Raw genomic sequence first — 17,539 nt, 5'->3', positions numbered from 1 at the left:
TTCACGAACGGGACCACCAGCAAGCCCCCCTGGATCGGCGCATCGCAGGATGCGGGGGCTTCAAATCACTGGCGGACACCGATGTGAGCATTTCCCCGGCCGGGATTTTGGCAAGTCGACAGATGTTCAATGGCAGCGGGCCGGGTCGCAAATTGGCGTCACAGGTCAACTCTACCACGGATTGCAATGGCGGCAAACCGGAGTGCTGGAATTCGGACCGAAGACTACCTCCTGTAAAGGCTTAATCCGTAGAACGTTAGGAGTCGCTGACAGAGCCCCGAAATTCCCGGACCGCTGGCTGTTTCCCAGCTCCCCGCCGCTTCCGAATCGATTCAATTCCTGCAACCGCGACCATCGGCCTGTAGACCATGGACACCTGGTATTCAGGACATTTGTTGAAAAAAGCGTTCATCCTGGCGAAAGGCCCGGGAGGTTCGACGCCTGTTTGGCTTGCTCCACTTATTCCCGTGGCTACCCTTGCCTATGATCAAAATTACACCGACAGGGGTGGCACAGACATTCCTGTCTGTGCGTGCCCCAGGCAAGTCTCCTTGTTCTTTAAGGCCTCCCTCAATGAACAACGAACCCCGACTGGAGCGATCTCGCCGAAACCTTCCCCACTGGGTGCTGAATGGAAGCTGCTACTTCATCACATTTCGCATCCGCTCCGGCGTTCTGACTCCGGAAGAGAGGTTGATCGTTCTGAAAAGGTTTCAGGAGGGTGATGGCCATTTTTACCGGCTCGCGGGGGTTGTGATCATGCCGGATCATGTTCATGCGATACTCAGGCCGCTGGATGGCTACTCACTGAGCCGTATCCTCAAAGGTGTTAAAGGCACTTCGGCGCGATTGATCAACCAGCATCGCGGCATCCAGGGCACGCTTTGGCAGGATGAATCCTGGGACCGCATCGTTCGGGACGAAGCCGAGTTTCGGGAGAAGATGCTCTATCTCGCTCACAACCCCGTCAAGGCCGGGCTGGTCGGATGCATAGACGACTATCCTTACTGTTATTTTTCGCCAGAGATAAATTGAAGGAACGTCGAAGGACGCACAGACAGGAATGTCTGTGCCACCGCGTCCGTCGGTCATTGCTCCTTTTCAGACTCCACACGCGGTCTCATTTCGTGGTTGTTGATCGCTCCAACGGCCATGGAGCTGTCTCCCATCCGAAAGGGGTGGCGTTGCAATTTCTTCTGCAGGTTGGGATCTTGAGAGGCGTCCCTCTCTTCTCGAATAAAGCCCCTCTATGTCGACTTCACCCCGCATTGTTCGCCTGAATCCTCTTGATAACGTCGTTGTCGCGGTCGACGCGCTGGAGACGGGCTCCGAAGTTCAGGACCGGCAGCCATTCACCGTTCTCGACGCGATCCAGCCCGGACATAAAGTGGCGACTCGCTCGATTGGGGTCGGTGAGGCGATCATCAAATATGGCCAGACCATCGGCTTCGCGACCGAAACGATGGAACCGGGCCGCTGGGTGCATGTGCATAACGTCGACCGCGGTTCGCTTGAGCTCGACTACCGTTACGCAGCCGATGCCCCAAAGACCGACTACTTCCGGGAACCTCGCTATTTTCAGGGGATTCGACGGGCCAATGGACAGGCGGCGACGCGGAACTATATCGCGATCATCAGCACGGTGAACTGTTCGGCGACCAGTTCCCGCATGGTGGCCCAGGGCGTGAGTCGCGATCTGCTGGAGCGATTCCCGAATGTCGATGGCGTGGTCGCACTGACACACAAAGGAGGCTGTGCGTTCGAGTACCAGGGTCCCGATCACGAACAACTGAACCGCGTGCTCGCCGGCTATGCCCGACATCCCAATATCTGCGGCTATCTGGTTCTTGGCCTCGGCTGCGAAACGGCACAGGGGGATTATCTGCTCGACTCGCAGGATCTGGTCCAGCTCGGCGGCGGCCCGGCGGTTCGGGCAGGTTCTCAGCCTCTCCTTAATATTCAGCAGTCCGGCGGGGTCAGGAAGACCGTTGAGAAGGCTCTCTCCGCTTTGCCCGCACTACTGCAGGAAGCCGACCGCGTTCGCCGGGAGCCAATCCCGGTTTCCGAGCTGATGGTCGCCACCGAATGCGGCGGCAGCGATGGCTACAGCGGCATCACCGCGAATCCGGCGATCGGGTACGCCAGCGATCTGATCGTCCGATATGGCGGGACCGCGATTCTGTCGGAAGTCCCTGAGATCTACGGCGGCGAACATCTCCTTACCAGTAGAGCGATTTCACGGGAGGTCGGTGAGAAGCTGATTGAGCGGATCCACTGGTGGGAACAGTATGCGGACATGTTCGGTCACCGCATCGACAACAACCCGTCGGTCGGCAACAAGAAGGGCGGCCTGACGACGATCTACGAGAAAAGCCTGGGGGCCATCGCCAAAGGGGGGACGACCGCCCTGCGAGCGGTCTACGAATACGCCGAGAAGGTCACCGAAAAAGGCTTTGTCGTCATGGACACCCCCGGCTACGACCCGGCGAGCGTAACGGGAATGATCGCCGGCGGAGCACAGGTCTGCCTGTTTTCGACCGGTCGCGGGAGCTGCTTCGGGAGCAAGCCGGCCCCCACGATCAAGATCTGCTCCAACTCTCCGACGTACGCCGCTCTCGAAGACGACATGGATATCGACGCCGGAAGCATTCTTCACGGCACCAGTGTGCGGGACAAAGGGGAAGAGATCTTCGAGGAGATCATCGCGGTGGCCTCAGGAAAGCAGACAAAATCGGAACTGGCCGGGATGGGCGACGAGGAATTCTGCCCCTGGTCCCCTGGTCCGATTTTCTAGGCCCGTATTGATCGGCAATGTCCGCTTTGACCCGCTCGATCTCCCGGCCTGATCGGCTGTTACGTCATGTCTCTCTTCGACGAGAGATCCCCGGGAGGGCTGCATCCGGCGGGGCCTCGCTCACGCTGCGACCTGAGGCGACAAAGGTGCAACCTGTTTATAGATAGCAGGTTACAGCTCGTGCACCCCGCAAGTAGCCGCAGTGAGTGGCGTCGTCCGGCGGATTCTGGGTCTGTTTTTCAGCCTTGGGGAACAATCGCTACAGCCGGAAATCGCTGAAAATCCGGCATCGCCGTCACAATCGCTACAGCTTCACAATCAGGGGCGCCGATACTACCGGCAGGTCCTTTCTTCTGCGCGGAGACCGTGAGGCGTTGTGTCGACGTCAAACGGCCACTCTTAATTCAGGTCAAGATCGATGATGCCTCAAGAGATCAAATCGCTTCTGATGAATCTGCAGGGAAATCGCGATCTGCTCGGCTCGACCCCAACTGTTTGTCAAGGACGACCTCATATGCGGGGACTTAGGCGTTTATGTGTGGGAATGGCGGCTCTGGCGCTTTCGTGGTCGGCATCGACGACCGCTCAGGCGCAGAGTAACGCCGACCCATTCGCTCCTCAATACAATCGTGAGGGAGCGAAGTCTCCGTCGGCGATGTCTGGTGCCCATCCATTTAGCGAGCGTGCGCCGGCAGGACCGGGGTGGGCTCCTCCGATGGCCTCTCAGGGAATTCAGCAGGTCCAGTTTTCTGGACCGCCTCCCGGACAGCCACCGGGACCTTACGGTCCGCCTCCCGGACCGATGCCTCCCTATGGTCCTCCTCCGGGAGCAGCTCCGGGCGGTCAGTTGCAGCCGTATCCCGGCATCGACATGTACCGCTACGGTTTCCAGCAGACCATCAACGAAGACGGCATCTGGTACAAGAAGATGCTGAACGCCGAAAAAACGTACTACGGCGACGTTGAACTGATTTTCCCGGTGTACGCTGAGCCTGGAGATACTCTCTTCGGCTACGGCGGAATTGAAACCGGGATCGTGGCAACCGACCGCATTCCTCCCTCCTACTTCACCACACCCCGAAACCAGGGTGATGTGACAACCGGTGGTGGTGGCGGCGGCGGTGGCGGGAACAACAACAGCGTTAGCCCGGGGCGGGAAATCTACGACCGCTACTTCCCCCACTACAGCTTCAGCAATATGTTCCACGACATGACCGGTTCGGGCATCCGCCTGGAATTGGGTGTCGAGAACGAAGACGGTTCAGGTTGGGCGATTAATGGATGGTACGGCGGTGAGTCGAACGACACCTTCCAGCGTGGAGCGGTTCCTCGCCGGTCCTATACGCCGCTCCCGGATCCGTTCACGTTCCTCGGTAACGATCCGCTTTATGTTCTTGAGCTGAACGCTCTGGTTGGTTCGCTGCCGATCGACAACGGAAGTGGAGTCGCCGACCGGATCGCGTTCGATACGATGTTCGAGATGAAGTTCACGACACAGGCCTGGGGCAGCGGTCTGAAGTTCTATCGGCCCGCCATCGCCCGCAGTGACTGGTATCAGGTTCGCCCGATCGTCGGGCTGCGGTATATCGATCTCCAGGAAGGATTCAACTTTCGGGGTCTCGATTCGGGAGCCGAGTACGAGTTCCTGAATTTCAACGACATCGACCGGGCTCAGGAGTTTGAAACCCTGCTCAACCTCGACTTCGGCTTCATCTCTGCCGGTAACAACAACGTCGGCGAGCCTGGTTTCGAAGGGCGTCCGGATCCCTCGACATTTAACGAAGGGGTCATCGACCAGAACCTCAGCATCGTCAATCCGATCCCTGCATTCCCCACCAACCCTTACGAGGTTCAGGTGGCGGCATCGACTCAATCTCGAGCAGCCGGTCCTGAAATCGGGCTGCATGCGGAAATGGGTGGCGACGAAACCAAGATTTCCTTCCTGGCCACAGCCGGTCTGTCGGCTACCCGGGAAACGACCTGGCTCGATGGCTTTGGTGTTTACAATCACTTCGTCAACCTGGTCGATCCGGATGACAACATCACGACTCCCGACGGGGGTGAGTTGACGACCGGACTGGGCGGACTGACCGATGAGGAAACCCGCTTCAGCGATCGGGCCACCTCGACCCATGTCTCGCCGACACTCGACCTGTCCGTGAAGTTTGAATCGCGACTCTTCCAGTATGTTCCCGGCCTCAATCGGTTGGAGTTCTTCGAAGAGGCTCAATTCACCACGAGCTACGGCTTCCTCTGGGTCGGCAACGTGACTCGCCCTCAGAGCTCAGTCGTCTACGAAACCTTCCCGATCAATCCGAGCCTCGATCCAGACCGCAGCGGCTGGACGATGCAGCAGTGGACCTTCGGGGTACACTGGGAACACTAGAGCGAATTCAGGATTCGATTGCAGGCGTTTGCAGGAGCAAACCCAGCATGGCAGGGGATTGGCCCCCATTCGACTGCAGGAGAAGCCTGAAAATGCTCTAATCCCGGATACAATCGTCCTTACGAAACGCTTCACAGAAAGACGGTCGGAAGAATCTCTCTTCCGACCGTCTTCTGCTATTGGGACGAGATGTGAACGAGCAGTTTCCTTCAAGACCGGTCCGGCCATGTCCGAAGCCGCAATTCCGAAGAGACATGACTCATCGACGGGCCTGTCGCTAGAGCAGTTTACTTTTTGGTGTAATCGTTCGGTCCGCGATAGATGCAGCGTTTCAGGCGATTCGACGCTCATTCGCGGACATACGGTAGAGCGATCCGCTCTAAGCGATCCGCTCCGGCAGAATGCTTCGCCCTGGGAGACAACTCACGGTGATCCCGGCCGCTTGCTGATCCCCGACGGTCTGGCTCTTCCTGTCGTGACACACAGAAAAAGGGCCGGAAGATACATTCTTCCGACCCCTTGTGCTCTCGTTGAGATTTTCGACAACGACGTTACTTGCGATCCGACATCGCCACATACGGGCGTTCCTGGTAACCAACGTAGTTGGCTTTCGGGCGAATGATCTTGTTGTCGCTCAGCTGTTCAATCACGTGGGCACACCAGCCCAGCACGCGGGAGGCGGCGAACACACAGGTAAACATGTAACCCGGGATGCCCATGTAGTACTGCAGCGAAGCTGAGTAGAAGTCGACGTTGCAGTTCTTGTTAATCTTGGCGGTGACCAGTTCTTCCATCTTGATGGACATGTCGTACCACTTCGGCTCGCCCGTTTCGATCGACAGCCGGCGGGAAAGTTCTTTCAGATGCTTGGCGCGAGGATCCTGCGTCTGATAGACGGCGTGGCCGAAGCCCATGAACTTGCCCTTATTGGCGCTGACTTTCTCGACCCAGGGAGCGACATTCTCGACGGTGTCGACTTCCTTCAGGGTTTCCAGAACGGCCGTATTCGCTCCGCCGTGCAGAGGGCCTTTCAGGGCGCCGATGGCTCCGGTGATCGACGAGTACATGTCGGTCAGCGTTGCGGCGATGACGCGAGCGGCGAACGTACTGGCGTTCAGGCCGTGCTCGGCATGCAGGATCAAAACGAGATCCATGGCTTTCTCTGCGTCCGCACTCGGCTTCTCGCCATTCATCATGTAAAGACAGTTGGCGGCGTGAGACAGCGTTTGATCGGGAGCGATTGGATCGTCGCCATCCTTGATCCGCTTGATTGCCGCCAGGAGCGTGCCGATCTGAGCGGTCAGCTTCAGCGAGTCGTCCATCATCGCTTCCTGTCCCGTCTTGTCTTCGGCGGGATTCAGGTTGCCGAGCAGCGAAACTCCGGTCCGCAGCATCGACATCGGATGGGCATCGGCCGGGAGTGACTTCAGCAGGGCGAGCACTTCCTCAGGAACCGTACGCACCTGCTTGAGGCGATCGGAGAAGTCCTTGAGCTGCGAATCGGTCGGCAACTCGCCATTCAGCAGCAGATAGCCGGTTTCCTCGAAGGTGCTGCGTTCAGCCAGTTCGTCGATGTGGTAGCCACGATAAATGAGCTGCCCAGACTGACCGTCCACGTGGGAAACGCTGGAATCGGCAGCGACGATGTTTTTCAAACCTTTGGCAGTCGTAGTCGTCATGGGTGGAAAACTCGTGAATCTAGCAAGGTAAGGTCAGTGTGTTCGGTACTTCGACGCAGGGCGAATCCAGGACCATTTCAGCAGAGGTTAAGAACGCGGAGGCAGCGTTCCGGATTGGGAGTGGTCCGATTTCCAGAGTTTCTGGATTATAACGGCTGCGAAATGAATATCCAAATGTGCTGATTCCCCGAATCTGCCCGTTCATCCACGCGGATGGCAGGCCTGGTGAATCGATTTCAATCGACTGTGCTCAACGTGGGTATAAATCTGTGTGGTACGGATGTTGGCGTGTCCCAGCATTTCCTGGAGAGCACGGATCTCCGCCCCCCCGGCCAGCATGTGCGTCGCAAAGCTGTGCCGTAATGTGTGGGGACTGACCTGATCGCTGCAACCGGTCCGGGCCGCATACTTCTTGACCAGCCGCCAGATCGTCAAACGCGTCAACCCCCGCCCCGTCCGACTGACGAACAGCGCGTCCGATGGACGATTGCCAACCAGCCGCGGTCGCTCGTGCTCCAGATACGCTTCCAGAGCCGCGATCGCCACGGGGTTCAGAGAGACCATCCGTTCCTTGTTCCCTTTTCCGAGGCAGCGGCAGACTCGGCTCTCCAGCGAAACGTTGCCCATGGTGAGCGTTGCGACTTCCGAAGCCCGGCATCCGGTCGCATACATCACGCAAAGCAACGCCCGATCCCGAAGCGGGTATCCGTCGCACCGGAGCGGGGCAGCCAGCAGGGCATCGACCTTTTCCGGACTGAGGACTTTGGGCAGATACTGCCAGAGCTTCGGGGAATTGAGCAGGTCGGCGACACTGTCGACGATCCGGCCCTCCAGCACAAAGAACCGGAACAGGGTCTTGAGCGCGACGAGTTTGCGGGCGATCGACGAGGCGGAGAGCCCGCGGTCGTGCAGCGACTTCAGGTATTCGGTCAACAGCGAGAGATCGATCTGCTTCAGTTCGGAAATCCGCCTGGACGACAGCCAGTCGTAAAACTGCCGTGTGTCCCGAGCGTATGCCGCAACGCTGTTCTCGGCCATCGTGCATTCGGAGCGCAGGAAATGCGTGAAATCGTCCAGCTGAAACACGAGACGCTGCGGAGTCGGTTGTGCGACCGGCTGCGTTCGATTCGGGCGAAAACGGGGCGGCATGAACGCTCCAGGGGAACGACGAAAACAGTGACCAATCAGCAGCGGCATGGAACGGCTGCTCTGAGAGTTTCGTCGTGACAGGACGTCCGGCTACAGCGGCGGCGCGGTTGGAGCGCTTATTCCGATTCGCCTGAAGATGAGGCGTCGTCGATGGCGATCTGATGGCTGGCCCAGCGTTTCAGCGATTGCAGTTTTGTGACCAGCTTCCCGGCTCCCCGTGCGATCTTGGCAGTGCAGAGCAAACCATTGCCGACCGTGATGCGATGAGGCCAGAGGCCGGACAGATACGAGTCGGAGTGAGCGCAGCTGTCGATGCGAATGATCCCCGGACGATGCTGCCTCAGGTACTCCACCAGAGCAACCTCGTGAAGTGTTCCCGGACTGCAGTTCTCGAATCGGCTATTCCAGGCGATCTTGAATGCGAAGAGTTCGGGCCCGGAGACAAAATTGAGAGCCGTGGCCGCGACTTCAGTCCCCGCTTTCAACTCGCTGATGGCGAGGAACTCTGAATTGGCCGCTTCCCAGACAAGCTGGCGGGCGAACCCGGCGTCTTCCCGCCGACAGGCGAGAGCCGTTCCCATTTCCCCTTTCCAGCTGTTCTGTTCGAGCTGCAGAAAACGTCGCAGTGCAGGCGCTTTGTCCGTCGAAGACTCCAGAATCTGGAAGCTGACAGGCCCGTGAGCCTCGAGTCTCCGCTGGTTCTTGCGGATCGACTTTCGGCGGGACGAGGACCAGTTCTGTTCGAGACCTTTCACTCCCAGTTCAGGAAGGATGACGGCCGGACAGGAGGTCTCCGGAATCAAGCGGAACGAGCCGCCTCGGCTGGCGGTTACTTCCCGCAGTTCCCTGGCCCAGGGAGAATCGACCCGAAGATTCGTGAATTCAATCCCCATCAATCCATTGGGGGTCTTGTGCACGAATTCGACGAGCGACTGAAAGAACTGAGTCTGACTTTCGTTGCTCAGCAGAAGACCACTGCGGTAGACATGAGGGTCCTGCCACGAAATCAGATGCGGCAGCGGCAGAGTCTTCGTGCCGGACGTGTGCTGGAAGATTCCCAGTCCGAGCAGGCGCCGCCGGGCGGTATCCCGGCAGGCCAGAATCTGCACCTCGGTTTCATCCAGTCGGTGGGGAGCAAGCGACCGCACGAACTCCGGCGACAGGAAGGCGTTCCCGCAGCAGCTTTCCTGTTCCAGTTGTTTCCACTGTCGGAGGAATTCCGCATCGCACGCCAACGGCGAGAGCTGGAGGAATTCCAGAGACGGAGCGGTGACGAGCGTCGTGGCCATTTCGCGCCTGGTTGCTGAAGACTCTATGAACACTGGCGATGCGAATGCATCACTCAAGTCCTAGCTCGTTTCAAGCGTCCCGGCAAAAGCAGAACTTCACGAGTGAGAGAAAGCTGTTCGGTCCGATCCAAAGAAAACAGGGAAAGCGATTTTAACGCTTCCCCTGTCTGTGCGGGATTCAACGATCAGTAAGATCGATTCAGGACCCGGCCACCACTTTGCAGAAAGCCTTGAAGGTCACCGGCTCGTCCCGGCCGTCGATCGTGACATTGAACTGTTCGACAATCGTTCCGATCCCGTTCGGCGTTGAGATGGTCAGCGGCACCACGTGCACGGCCTTCTCTTCTTCCGGCAGGCGAACCTCGAACGCGTTCAGATCGGATTCACATTCGATCTTCGAAATCTTGAAAGGGCGTTTCCCGCGGATAACGACGTTCATCGTCTTCTGCTCACCCGGAGTCAGCATCCCCAGCGAAACGATATCCGGATTGACGACGATGTCGGAAATGATTTCCCCTTCCACGAGCAGCGGAACGCGAGGATTCGACGCGTCATCAGTAATCAGGTTGATCTGCCCACGGAACGGACCAACCGGAGCGGAGGGCTCCAGAATGACTTTCACCTTGTAGGCCACGCTCTGTGCCGAACGAGATACTTCCTGCAGCTGGGCGGTGAGATACGGCGGCAGATTCTCAATACTCTGGATCTGCCAGTCGCCGCGACCCGCATACGAAAGGTCAATAACGCGTTCGACCGTCTCGCCTTTGTCCACGCTTCCGAAGTTGACCGAACCCGGTTCGGTGACGACGTCGGTGCGAATGTAAGCCGAGATGGGAATCCTCACTTCGGCCCGCTGAGGCGAGTCGATGGTGACGATAATCGCCGAGTCCTTCTGACGGGTGAATTTGCGGGTGTCCATCACCACTTCGATGTAAGCGGTTTCGAGCGACTTCAGCGTATCCTGCGACGGCTTGGCGGCCGTGCAGCCACAGGACGTCTTCACATCGGCGATGTGGACGGTTTCTTCATAGATGTTGGTCAGCTTCAGGCGATGCCGAACATCGCTGCCGCGGGCGACGACACCGAAATCGTGGGACTGCTCTTCGAACATCTTGAGCGCCCACTCAGTGCTCTGACCGTAAGCAGTCAGCTGGGTACACAACGACAGGGCGGCCACAGCCGCGGTCATTAACAAGGGTTGCTTCATCATCAGTTTCCTCACTCGTTGAATCTCCGTTCCGCAAGATCCGGTTCTCGGGCGTCATGCGGGAGCCTGACGGCTCACTATAGTTCGGTCCATCTGCGACAGATGAAAGGCGAGAGGAGAAGCATCGGGGTTCAACATTCCAGGAATCAAACACGGCTCGCACAAGCGAGTCTGCGGGTTTCTTCCGTCCTGGTCGATCCCTTCCCACCCCCTAAGGATATTTGGGTTCCGAAAATGCGTCAAACTGAATTTCGGGCCCCGGAGGGAGATGGTGCCAATCCTCTATTTAAAATTACCCCCGAAAGTTGAGCCCGCCAAATTTTTGGGACGCAGAATTACCGAATTGCACGTTCTTGCGACAGCAAATTCCCTGCCACTTGCCCAGATTCCGATTTTCCGGGGAACCTGCGACCGAGAATCAGCGAAACTTTTGCCAAAGACTGAAGTTTTTTCGCAACCAGGTCCGTTTTCCGGGGTTTCAGTTCGAGTACCTGTCCTCCGCGACCGATACATTCGATACCTCTCCGCCCGATTCCCCATTGGGCACCCTAAGATTATTCAAGTCTTCCCACCTTGCCTGTTCTGGCAAACCGGAGTTTCCCATGCGGCACCTTTTGGTTCTGGCGCTCGCGATGCCTCTGGCATTTACGCCTTCGTTCGTGCTCTTTGCCGCCGACAAAGCCAAAGAAACCGAGAACGTCCAACCCGAAGTTCACCTCCGATTTGTCGCCCGCACCTGGGATGACGTTCTTGCGGAAGTTGCTGCGGAAACTGGGCAGACACTCGTGATGCCGAAAGTTCCGCGAGGCCGCCTGACGCGCTACGATCGCGAAACGCACGCTCCGGACGAAGCCATTCGCATCCTGAATCACGAGCTGGAGAACACTGGCTTTCGAATCATGAGCCGGCAGAACTATCTGATCGTCCTCGAAGACGACCGATTCCGTCCGCACTATCCCGCGACCGTATTGGAAGAATCGGAAACCAAATCCGAGCGGACCATTCCCGAAAAGACCCTCGATGCGGTCCGCCGTCGTGTTGAAACCGCTCAATCCGAGATTCAACAGGCGGCCTACGCCGAAGAACCCCCTGCTCCGGCCAGACAGGAAGCTCTGGCCATTGAGCCGAAGTTCCTCAACGCCACGGCGCTGGCTAAAAAGGTCTACGAAATCTATGGCGAACACGCCGAACTGATCGATAAGGGTCCGCTCAACCTCCCGGCGTTTCGCGTGAACGTGCCTGTCGCCGATGGCGCGCCGCCGCTCAGCTTCGTCGTGGGAATCGATCAGCAGAACAACCAGCTCATTCTCGTCGCCGACGAACAGCATCGTGCCCAACTGACGAAAGTGTTCGAAGTTCTCGATCAGGCCGCGGAGAACCGCATCAATGGCCAGACCAAAGACGATGCCGGGATCGTTTTCGCTCCGCCGGAGATCCATGGCGCCACCACGAAACAGCTGCCGCAGGTGCTGGCTCAGATGCAGTCCGACAATGCCGAAGCCGGATCGCCAGCAGCCCCACCACAGTCGGCCCAGCCCCTGCCTCCCGAACAGCAGAGGCAGCCGGTCGGCCCGCAGGACGATCTGACATCCGTGCTTGATCGCATTCGCGGCGATGTGAGTATTGAAGCGATCACCGACCTCGGTCTGCTGATCATTCGCGGCAACCAGAACGATATCGATGGCGTCATGCAGATCGTTGAGGCGATTGAAACCATGAGTGCCGGCACGACGCCGGAGCTTCATCTGCGTTACCTCGAACATGTCAACAGCGAGAGTCTGGCGGCTCTGCTCAACAGTGTTTACGAGTCGGTGCAAACCATCGATCAACGGGCCAGCCGGCAGAATCGACGGGTCAATGTCACGGCGCTCGTTCAGCCAAACGCGGTACTCGTCGTCGCGCCGACATCCGATCTCGAAGCCGTGAAGCAGCTCATTGATGAACTCGATCAGCCCGTCGATGTCTCCCAGCAGGTTTATGTCTTTCATCTGAAGAACGCCACCGCAGCCGATGCGGCGACCACGATCGAAACGTTCTACGCCGAACGGGGCGGACTTGGCACAACGCTGCGAATTACCGCCGACACTCGAACCAACACGCTCATCATCCAGGCCAGCCCTCGGGACATCGTTGAGATCCGAAAGGTGATTCACGATCTGGACAAGGATGTCTCGCATGCCATTTCACGGCTGCAGCTCTTCCCGTTGAAGAATGCCGTGGCCGAAGAGTTGGCCGCGTTTATCAACACTGCCATTTCGGAGGCACTCAATCCCACTCTGGGAACACAACAGAACTTCCAGCAGGGAGCCCAGTCGCAGCCCAAGAGTTTCGTTCTCGAATTCCTGGCTGGTTCGGGCACACAGACCGAACTCATTCGCTCGGGAATCCTGTCCGATATCCGGATCTCGCCCGATCCGCGAAGCAACAGCCTGATTGTGATCGCTCCCGAGCGATCGTTGCCGCTGGTCGACGCCCTGATCAATGCTCTCGACCAGCCTTCCGAGGCGGTTGCGGAAGTCAAAGTCTTCACACTCACGCATGCCGACGCCGCAGCTTCGCTGGAACTGCTTCAGGAACTCTTCAACGAAGCGACGGCGGAAAGCCCGATCGGCAGCAACCTGGCCGGCACGGCTGATACCGGGAGTTCGCTGTTGCCGCTACGGTTCTCTGTTGATGTTCGCAGCAACAGCATTCTGGCGATTGGCGGCAGCGATGCCCTCACAATTGTCGAAGCGATTCTGCTGCGACTCGATAACGCCGCTCCCAAGAAGCGTATCAATCAAGTCATTGAACTGCGGAACGTTCCGGTCACCGAAGCAGCCGAAGCGATCAATCTGTTTCTGGAATCACAGCGGGAACTGGCCTCGATCGACCCGGCTCTGATCAGTTCGGTCGAACTGCAGGAGCGGGAGGTCATCGTCGTTCCGGAACCCCTCAGCAACAACCTGCTCATCAGCGCCACGCCCGAGTACTTCGGCGAGATCATCAACCTGATCGAACAGCTCGACTGCGAACCGGCTCAGGTGATTATTCAGGCGATGCTCGTAGAAGTGGAACTCGACAACCTGGACGAATTTGGAGTCGAACTCGGTTTTCAGGATTCGATTCTGTTCGACCGCAGCATCATCGAAAATATTCTGACGGTGGATGAGACCACGACGTCTCCGAACGGGGTGCAGACCACGACGCAGCGAATCGTTTCTCAGGAAGGTAGCCCCGGATTCCTGTTCAACAATCCGAGTCTCTACCCGAATCTGGGGAACAATGTCGGACCGGCTTCGGGACCCTCGAATGTCGGCGGTCAGGGTCTGAGCAACTTCGGCGTCGGTCGCGTCAACGGTGACCTTGGATTTGGAGGGCTGGTCCTTTCGGCCAGTTCGGAATCAGTCAGCGTGCTGATCCGCGCCCTCTCCCAGCAGCGAAACGTGAACATTCTGAGCCGCCCGCAGATTCGGACGGTCGATCAGCAGCTGGCTCAGATTCAGGTCGGCCAGGAAGTGCCGATCGTCAACGGCGTGACCATTACCACAACCGGACTGGCGAACCCGAACGTCGAATACGACGAAGCCGGGATCATTCTCTCGGTCACTCCCCGTGTGAAGCCGGACGGTCAGATCGTCATGGAAGTGATCGCCGAACGAAGTGCCTATCAGTCGGGCGGCGTGCCGATCTTTACCGACGCCGCCACCGGGAACACGATCACATCGCCGATCAAGAACATCTCCGTCGCCCGGGCCACAGTCGGCGTCGGTGACGGACAGACGATCGTGCTTGGCGGAATGATCACCAAGACCGAGGATATTATTATTCGGAAAGTGCCCTGGCTGGGCGACCTGCCAATCATCGGCCGGGCCTTCCGGTTCGACTCCGAATCGAATATCCGCACGGAACTGCTGATCTTCCTGACGCCGCGGATTATCCACAACGATCAAACCAACGAGATGATCAAGGAAGTCGAAGCGGGTCGAATTCACTTCTTCCGCGAAGAGTTCGAAGATCTCCATGGACCGATCTTTGGCGTCCCGGTGACGAGCAATCCGATGATCGATCCTGCTCATCCTCCGATGACGCACACCCTGCCTCCCGGTGAGCAACCGGAGCTGACTCCGATGCCGCGGCCGATGGAGCAAGACGACCACCGGAAACCCCCGGGATCAGAGTACGACTTCAACGACGAAAGTCAGATTCCGACCACCCGGGTTGACCCTGAGAAACTGCAGCCGACGAACGGTCAGGCTCAGCAAGTGAAACGGAAGTCGGGCATTCCCTGGAAGAAGTAACAAAGAAGACACACTGCCGACGAGTCCGATCCTTCTGTACTCAACGTCTCGATACGAGGCAAACTCGCAGAATCTGGTGAGACGAGATATGTTCTGGAAACTCCTGCCGATGTGCTGCGTGCTCCTGTTTACCGGGTGCACGTCGCTGAATTTCGCGTCGATGTCGTTGCCGTTTATGTCCTACGACAAGACGCACGATTCGGTGATCGAAATCCTGTCGCTGTGGCAACCTGGTGAAGGTCGCGATTCCAACGGAATGCCGTGCCGAGGCTTCGCGGGACAGATCCTCTTCTTCACGCAGGGTCGCCCGGCTCCCGTGAAGATCACCGGGGATGTGAAGGTCTACGTCTTCGACGACCAGGGGACCGTCGATGAGCAGCAGAAGCCGCTTCACATTTATGAATTCGAAGAAGGCGCGTGGAAGGCGTACGAAACCAAGTCGAACATCGGCTGGGCCTACCAGGTGTTCATTCCGTATCCTCGAGCCGGTACTCATCAGGCGGTCTGCTCGCTGCGAGTCAAACATATCTCAAAGCGGGGACAGGTCACGCTTTCCGACCCGGCCGATATCATGCTAGCCGGACGGGTCAACGGAGCCTCGCCGAAATCGTCGGTGACTCATGCCGAGATTGTTCCGCAGGTCGACCCTCAGGCGCCCCAGCCAGGCACCATGCAGGTCACCACGATCCGTCCGCCGCGAAAGATGCAGCCGGTCGTCAACACCGGGAACACCAGCGTGCCGGCTCAGAATCCGGCTGCGCAGCCCCAGTCTGCTTCGGTCATCGCGGATGCCTACTACAGCGAAGAAGTACACCGGGGAGCCGCCCCGGCTTCCGACATTGAACTGGCGAGCTGGAATTCACCGAGCCCCCACCGTCAGATTCCCGCTCCCGTGGCCGATCCCCCGAAGATCACCCATCCGGTTCATCCGCTCAAGGAATCCGCCATCCTTAAGGAGAACGTCAGTGTGGCGGAGACCGCAGCCGTACCGCTGTTCCATGGACAGCATCCACTCGCAGGAGACGGAGCCAGTCAGGACGTCCGAAGTCAGCGGTTGAAAGTTCAGAAGATTGTGATTGAATAGACAGTCCGGCTATGGCACCGTGTTGAGTGTTTGTCGGATACCATTTTCACGTCGGAATTGATGCGATGATAAAACCCCGCCCGCTCCTGTTTCTGTCGTGCATTGTTGCGGCTCTCTGTCTTGCTACGGGCGAAGCGTCTGCGCAGACCTTTCAAGGCGGCGGCGGACAAAGTGCGGGGGCGACGTCCCGTCAGGCGACTGGCGGTCAGACAGCGGGGCCTCAGACCGGAGCGACTGCCGGGAACCGCGGCGGACAAACCGGTCAGGGAGCCGCCGCTGAAGGGCTGATGCTTGAAGCTGGTACCTCGGCCAGTATCGATCGCGCGTTTCCGGAAGGCTTCGTGGGACGCACGGACAACCCCGATCGTTTCATCGGCAACAATCAGGCCGGTCCGGCCGTGTTGAATCAACAGCCTCCGACGTACGATCAGCGAAACGGAAGTCAGGTCCAGGGAGGCCAGCCGAGTCGAACGAGCACCGTTCGTCCGCGTATCCGCCTCGGATTCGATGTCAGCCCAACCGGTACCCTGTCGGCTCGTAATTCGCTGACTCCCGTCCAGCCGCTGACGAGCCGACTCTCGCGCGAATCCGGCTTCTCAGGTGTGCGAATCGAGCGGAACCCTTCCGGCGTGCTCACGCTGACCGGAGTCGTTAGCTCCGAACGCGAACGCAAACTTGCCGAAGCGTTCGTCCGGCTCGAACCCGGTGTCCGCAGCATCAACAACGAAATCCTCGTCGTGCCCCGCTAGACCGCAAGCCGGGATCTTCGATCCGATGTTGCATTAATCGGCGTCCCGCGTGGGATTGGCTTTCAATCGACCGAGCAGGTGGTCCAGCGGGTCAGCTTCTCGGGATTGAGCACCATCAGCACCTTCTCGATGCGATCGCTTCCTTCTACGGAAGCCACGTGCAGCGAATCGCCTTCGAAAACGAACTCATAGCCCGGCTGGCCGTTGACCAGCGTGCGACGGAAATCGCAATACCGCAGCCGCTTCTTGAAGACGCCCGCCATGAATCGGGCAGCACGGTGTCGACCAGAGACGACCACGCGAGCCGCAGAGACTTTCCCGCCTCCATCGGAGTGGACTTCGGCGTCATCACTCAGCAGTTGCTCGATCAGTCCGACATCTCCGGATCGGCACGCCTTCAGAAAGCGCTCGGCCAGTTCGGAAGCCTCTTCCCGGGACGGGTGATATCTCCGTTGCTCCAACTGCAGACGTTCCCGCGCTCTGCTGACCAGCTTCCGAACGCTGGCCTCGTTCCGCTCCAGCATGGCAGCAATCGCGGCGTAGTCGTAATCGAACACCGTTCGCAATAGAAACGCCGCGCGCTCGTCCGGAGAGAGCCGCTCCAATAATAGTAGAAACGCCAGCGACAGCGATTCGGACAACTCGGGGCGGTCCGGCTGCGGCAACGTCTCGATCGGTTCCGGCACCCAGGGACCGATGTACTTTTCCCGGCGCCGTGCGGACCGCAGCCGATCGATGCAGAGTCGTGTCGTGACCCGCACGAGAAATCCTTCCGGAGACCGCACCCCGTCTGTGGACTGCAGTTTCAGATAGGCATCCTGCACGACATCCTCGGCTTCAACCACACTCCCCAGCATCCGATAGGCAATGGACATCAGCCGCGATTGCATCGCCATCAGACTCGCTGCTTGATCAATCATCT

General features: G+C 58.5%; 11 protein-coding genes. 6 read left to right on the top strand and 5 right to left on the bottom strand.

Annotated features, from left to right (window positions below):
* The first annotated feature begins 483 nt into the window (after positions 1 to 483).
* The 3 genes from L1A08_RS23120 (at position 484) to L1A08_RS03390 (ending at position 5,180) form a co-directional block, all read left to right on the top strand.
* Positions 484 to 1,035: an REP-associated tyrosine transposase gene (locus tag L1A08_RS23120; protein ID WP_315860542.1), complete on the top strand. Its 552-nt coding sequence runs from the start codon at positions 484 to 486 to the stop codon at positions 1,033 to 1,035.
* A 214-nt stretch (positions 1,036 to 1,249) separates the two neighbouring features.
* Positions 1,250 to 2,794 carry a UxaA family hydrolase gene (locus L1A08_RS03395; RefSeq protein WP_238754230.1) on the top strand — a complete coding sequence of 515 codons (1,545 nt, stop codon included), beginning with the start codon at positions 1,250 to 1,252 and terminating at the stop codon, positions 2,792 to 2,794.
* 715 nt (positions 2,795 to 3,509) lie between these two features.
* Positions 3,510 to 5,180, top strand: coding sequence for a hypothetical protein (locus tag L1A08_RS03390; protein WP_238754227.1), 1,671 nt, complete (start codon positions 3,510 to 3,512; stop codon positions 5,178 to 5,180).
* Positions 5,181 to 5,731: 551 nt separating this feature from the next.
* On the opposite strand, the gene L1A08_RS03385 is transcribed toward L1A08_RS03390, so the two are convergent.
* The 4 genes from L1A08_RS03385 to L1A08_RS03370 form a co-directional block, all read right to left on the bottom strand.
* Positions 5,732 to 6,859, bottom strand: coding sequence for a citrate synthase (locus L1A08_RS03385; protein WP_238754225.1), 1,128 nt, complete (start codon positions 6,857 to 6,859; stop codon positions 5,732 to 5,734).
* Positions 6,860 to 7,060: 201 nt separating this feature from the next.
* Positions 7,061 to 8,008 carry a site-specific tyrosine recombinase XerD gene (gene xerD, locus L1A08_RS03380; RefSeq protein ID WP_315860541.1) on the bottom strand — a complete coding sequence of 316 codons (948 nt, stop codon included), beginning with the start codon at positions 8,006 to 8,008 and terminating at the stop codon, positions 7,061 to 7,063.
* Between the two features lie 116 nt (positions 8,009 to 8,124).
* Positions 8,125 to 9,297, bottom strand: coding sequence for a GNAT family N-acetyltransferase (locus tag L1A08_RS03375; RefSeq protein WP_238754223.1), 1,173 nt, complete (start codon positions 9,295 to 9,297; stop codon positions 8,125 to 8,127).
* A 199-nt stretch (positions 9,298 to 9,496) separates the two neighbouring features.
* Complete coding sequence (locus tag L1A08_RS03370) at positions 9,497 to 10,504, bottom strand: DUF1573 domain-containing protein (protein ID WP_238754221.1); 1,008 nt, start codon at positions 10,502 to 10,504, stop codon at positions 9,497 to 9,499.
* Positions 10,505 to 11,106: 602 nt separating this feature from the next.
* On the opposite strand from L1A08_RS03370, the gene L1A08_RS03365 reads away from it, so the two are divergent.
* From L1A08_RS03365 to L1A08_RS03355, 3 genes are all read left to right on the top strand, one after another.
* A complete protein-coding gene (locus tag L1A08_RS03365; RefSeq protein WP_238754218.1) occupies positions 11,107 to 14,784 on the top strand; it encodes a secretin N-terminal domain-containing protein in 3,678 nt (1,225 codons plus the stop codon).
* A gap of 88 nt (positions 14,785 to 14,872) precedes the next feature.
* The gene (locus L1A08_RS03360; protein ID WP_238754216.1) at positions 14,873 to 15,868 is read left to right on the top strand and encodes a hypothetical protein; all 996 of its coding nucleotides are present in this window, start codon (positions 14,873 to 14,875) and stop codon (positions 15,866 to 15,868) included.
* A gap of 65 nt (positions 15,869 to 15,933) precedes the next feature.
* On the top strand, positions 15,934 to 16,617 hold the full coding sequence (locus L1A08_RS03355) for a BON domain-containing protein (RefSeq protein WP_238754214.1): 684 nt from the start codon (positions 15,934 to 15,936) through the stop codon (positions 16,615 to 16,617).
* Positions 16,618 to 16,679: 62 nt separating this feature from the next.
* Here L1A08_RS03355 and sigJ read toward each other — a convergent pair whose 3' ends face one another.
* The gene (sigJ, locus tag L1A08_RS03350) at positions 16,680 to 17,537 is read right to left on the bottom strand and encodes an RNA polymerase sigma factor SigJ (protein ID WP_238754212.1); all 858 of its coding nucleotides are present in this window, start codon (positions 17,535 to 17,537) and stop codon (positions 16,680 to 16,682) included.
* Between the last annotated feature and the right edge of the window lie 2 nt (positions 17,538 to 17,539).

This window comes from Rubinisphaera margarita (assembly GCF_022267515.1).
Taxonomy (GTDB): domain Bacteria; phylum Planctomycetota; class Planctomycetia; order Planctomycetales; family Planctomycetaceae; genus Rubinisphaera; species Rubinisphaera margarita.
Note: the sequence above shows the minus strand (reverse complement) of the source record. Positions and strands in the feature narration are given on the sequence as shown.

Coding starts and splice junctions, on each gene's coding strand:
- L1A08_RS03370 (WP_238754221.1), bottom strand. CDS start 10,504: ATGAAGCAACCCTTGTTAATGACCGCGGCTGTGGCCGCCCTGTCGTTG.
- L1A08_RS03395 (WP_238754230.1), top strand. CDS start 1,250: ATGTCGACTTCACCCCGCATTGTTCGCCTGAATCCTCTTGATAACGTC.
- L1A08_RS03365 (WP_238754218.1), top strand. CDS start 11,107: ATGCGGCACCTTTTGGTTCTGGCGCTCGCGATGCCTCTGGCATTTACG.
- L1A08_RS03390 (WP_238754227.1), top strand. CDS start 3,510: ATGGCCTCTCAGGGAATTCAGCAGGTCCAGTTTTCTGGACCGCCTCCC.
- L1A08_RS03355 (WP_238754214.1), top strand. CDS start 15,934: ATGATAAAACCCCGCCCGCTCCTGTTTCTGTCGTGCATTGTTGCGGCT.
- L1A08_RS03375 (WP_238754223.1), bottom strand. CDS start 9,297: ATGGCCACGACGCTCGTCACCGCTCCGTCTCTGGAATTCCTCCAGCTC.
- L1A08_RS03385 (WP_238754225.1), bottom strand. CDS start 6,859: ATGACGACTACGACTGCCAAAGGTTTGAAAAACATCGTCGCTGCCGAT.
- sigJ (WP_238754212.1), bottom strand. CDS start 17,537: ATGATTGATCAAGCAGCGAGTCTGATGGCGATGCAATCGCGGCTGATG.
- L1A08_RS23120 (WP_315860542.1), top strand. CDS start 484: ATGATCAAAATTACACCGACAGGGGTGGCACAGACATTCCTGTCTGTG.
- L1A08_RS03360 (WP_238754216.1), top strand. CDS start 14,873: ATGTTCTGGAAACTCCTGCCGATGTGCTGCGTGCTCCTGTTTACCGGG.
- xerD (WP_315860541.1), bottom strand. CDS start 8,008: ATGCCGCCCCGTTTTCGCCCGAATCGAACGCAGCCGGTCGCACAACCG.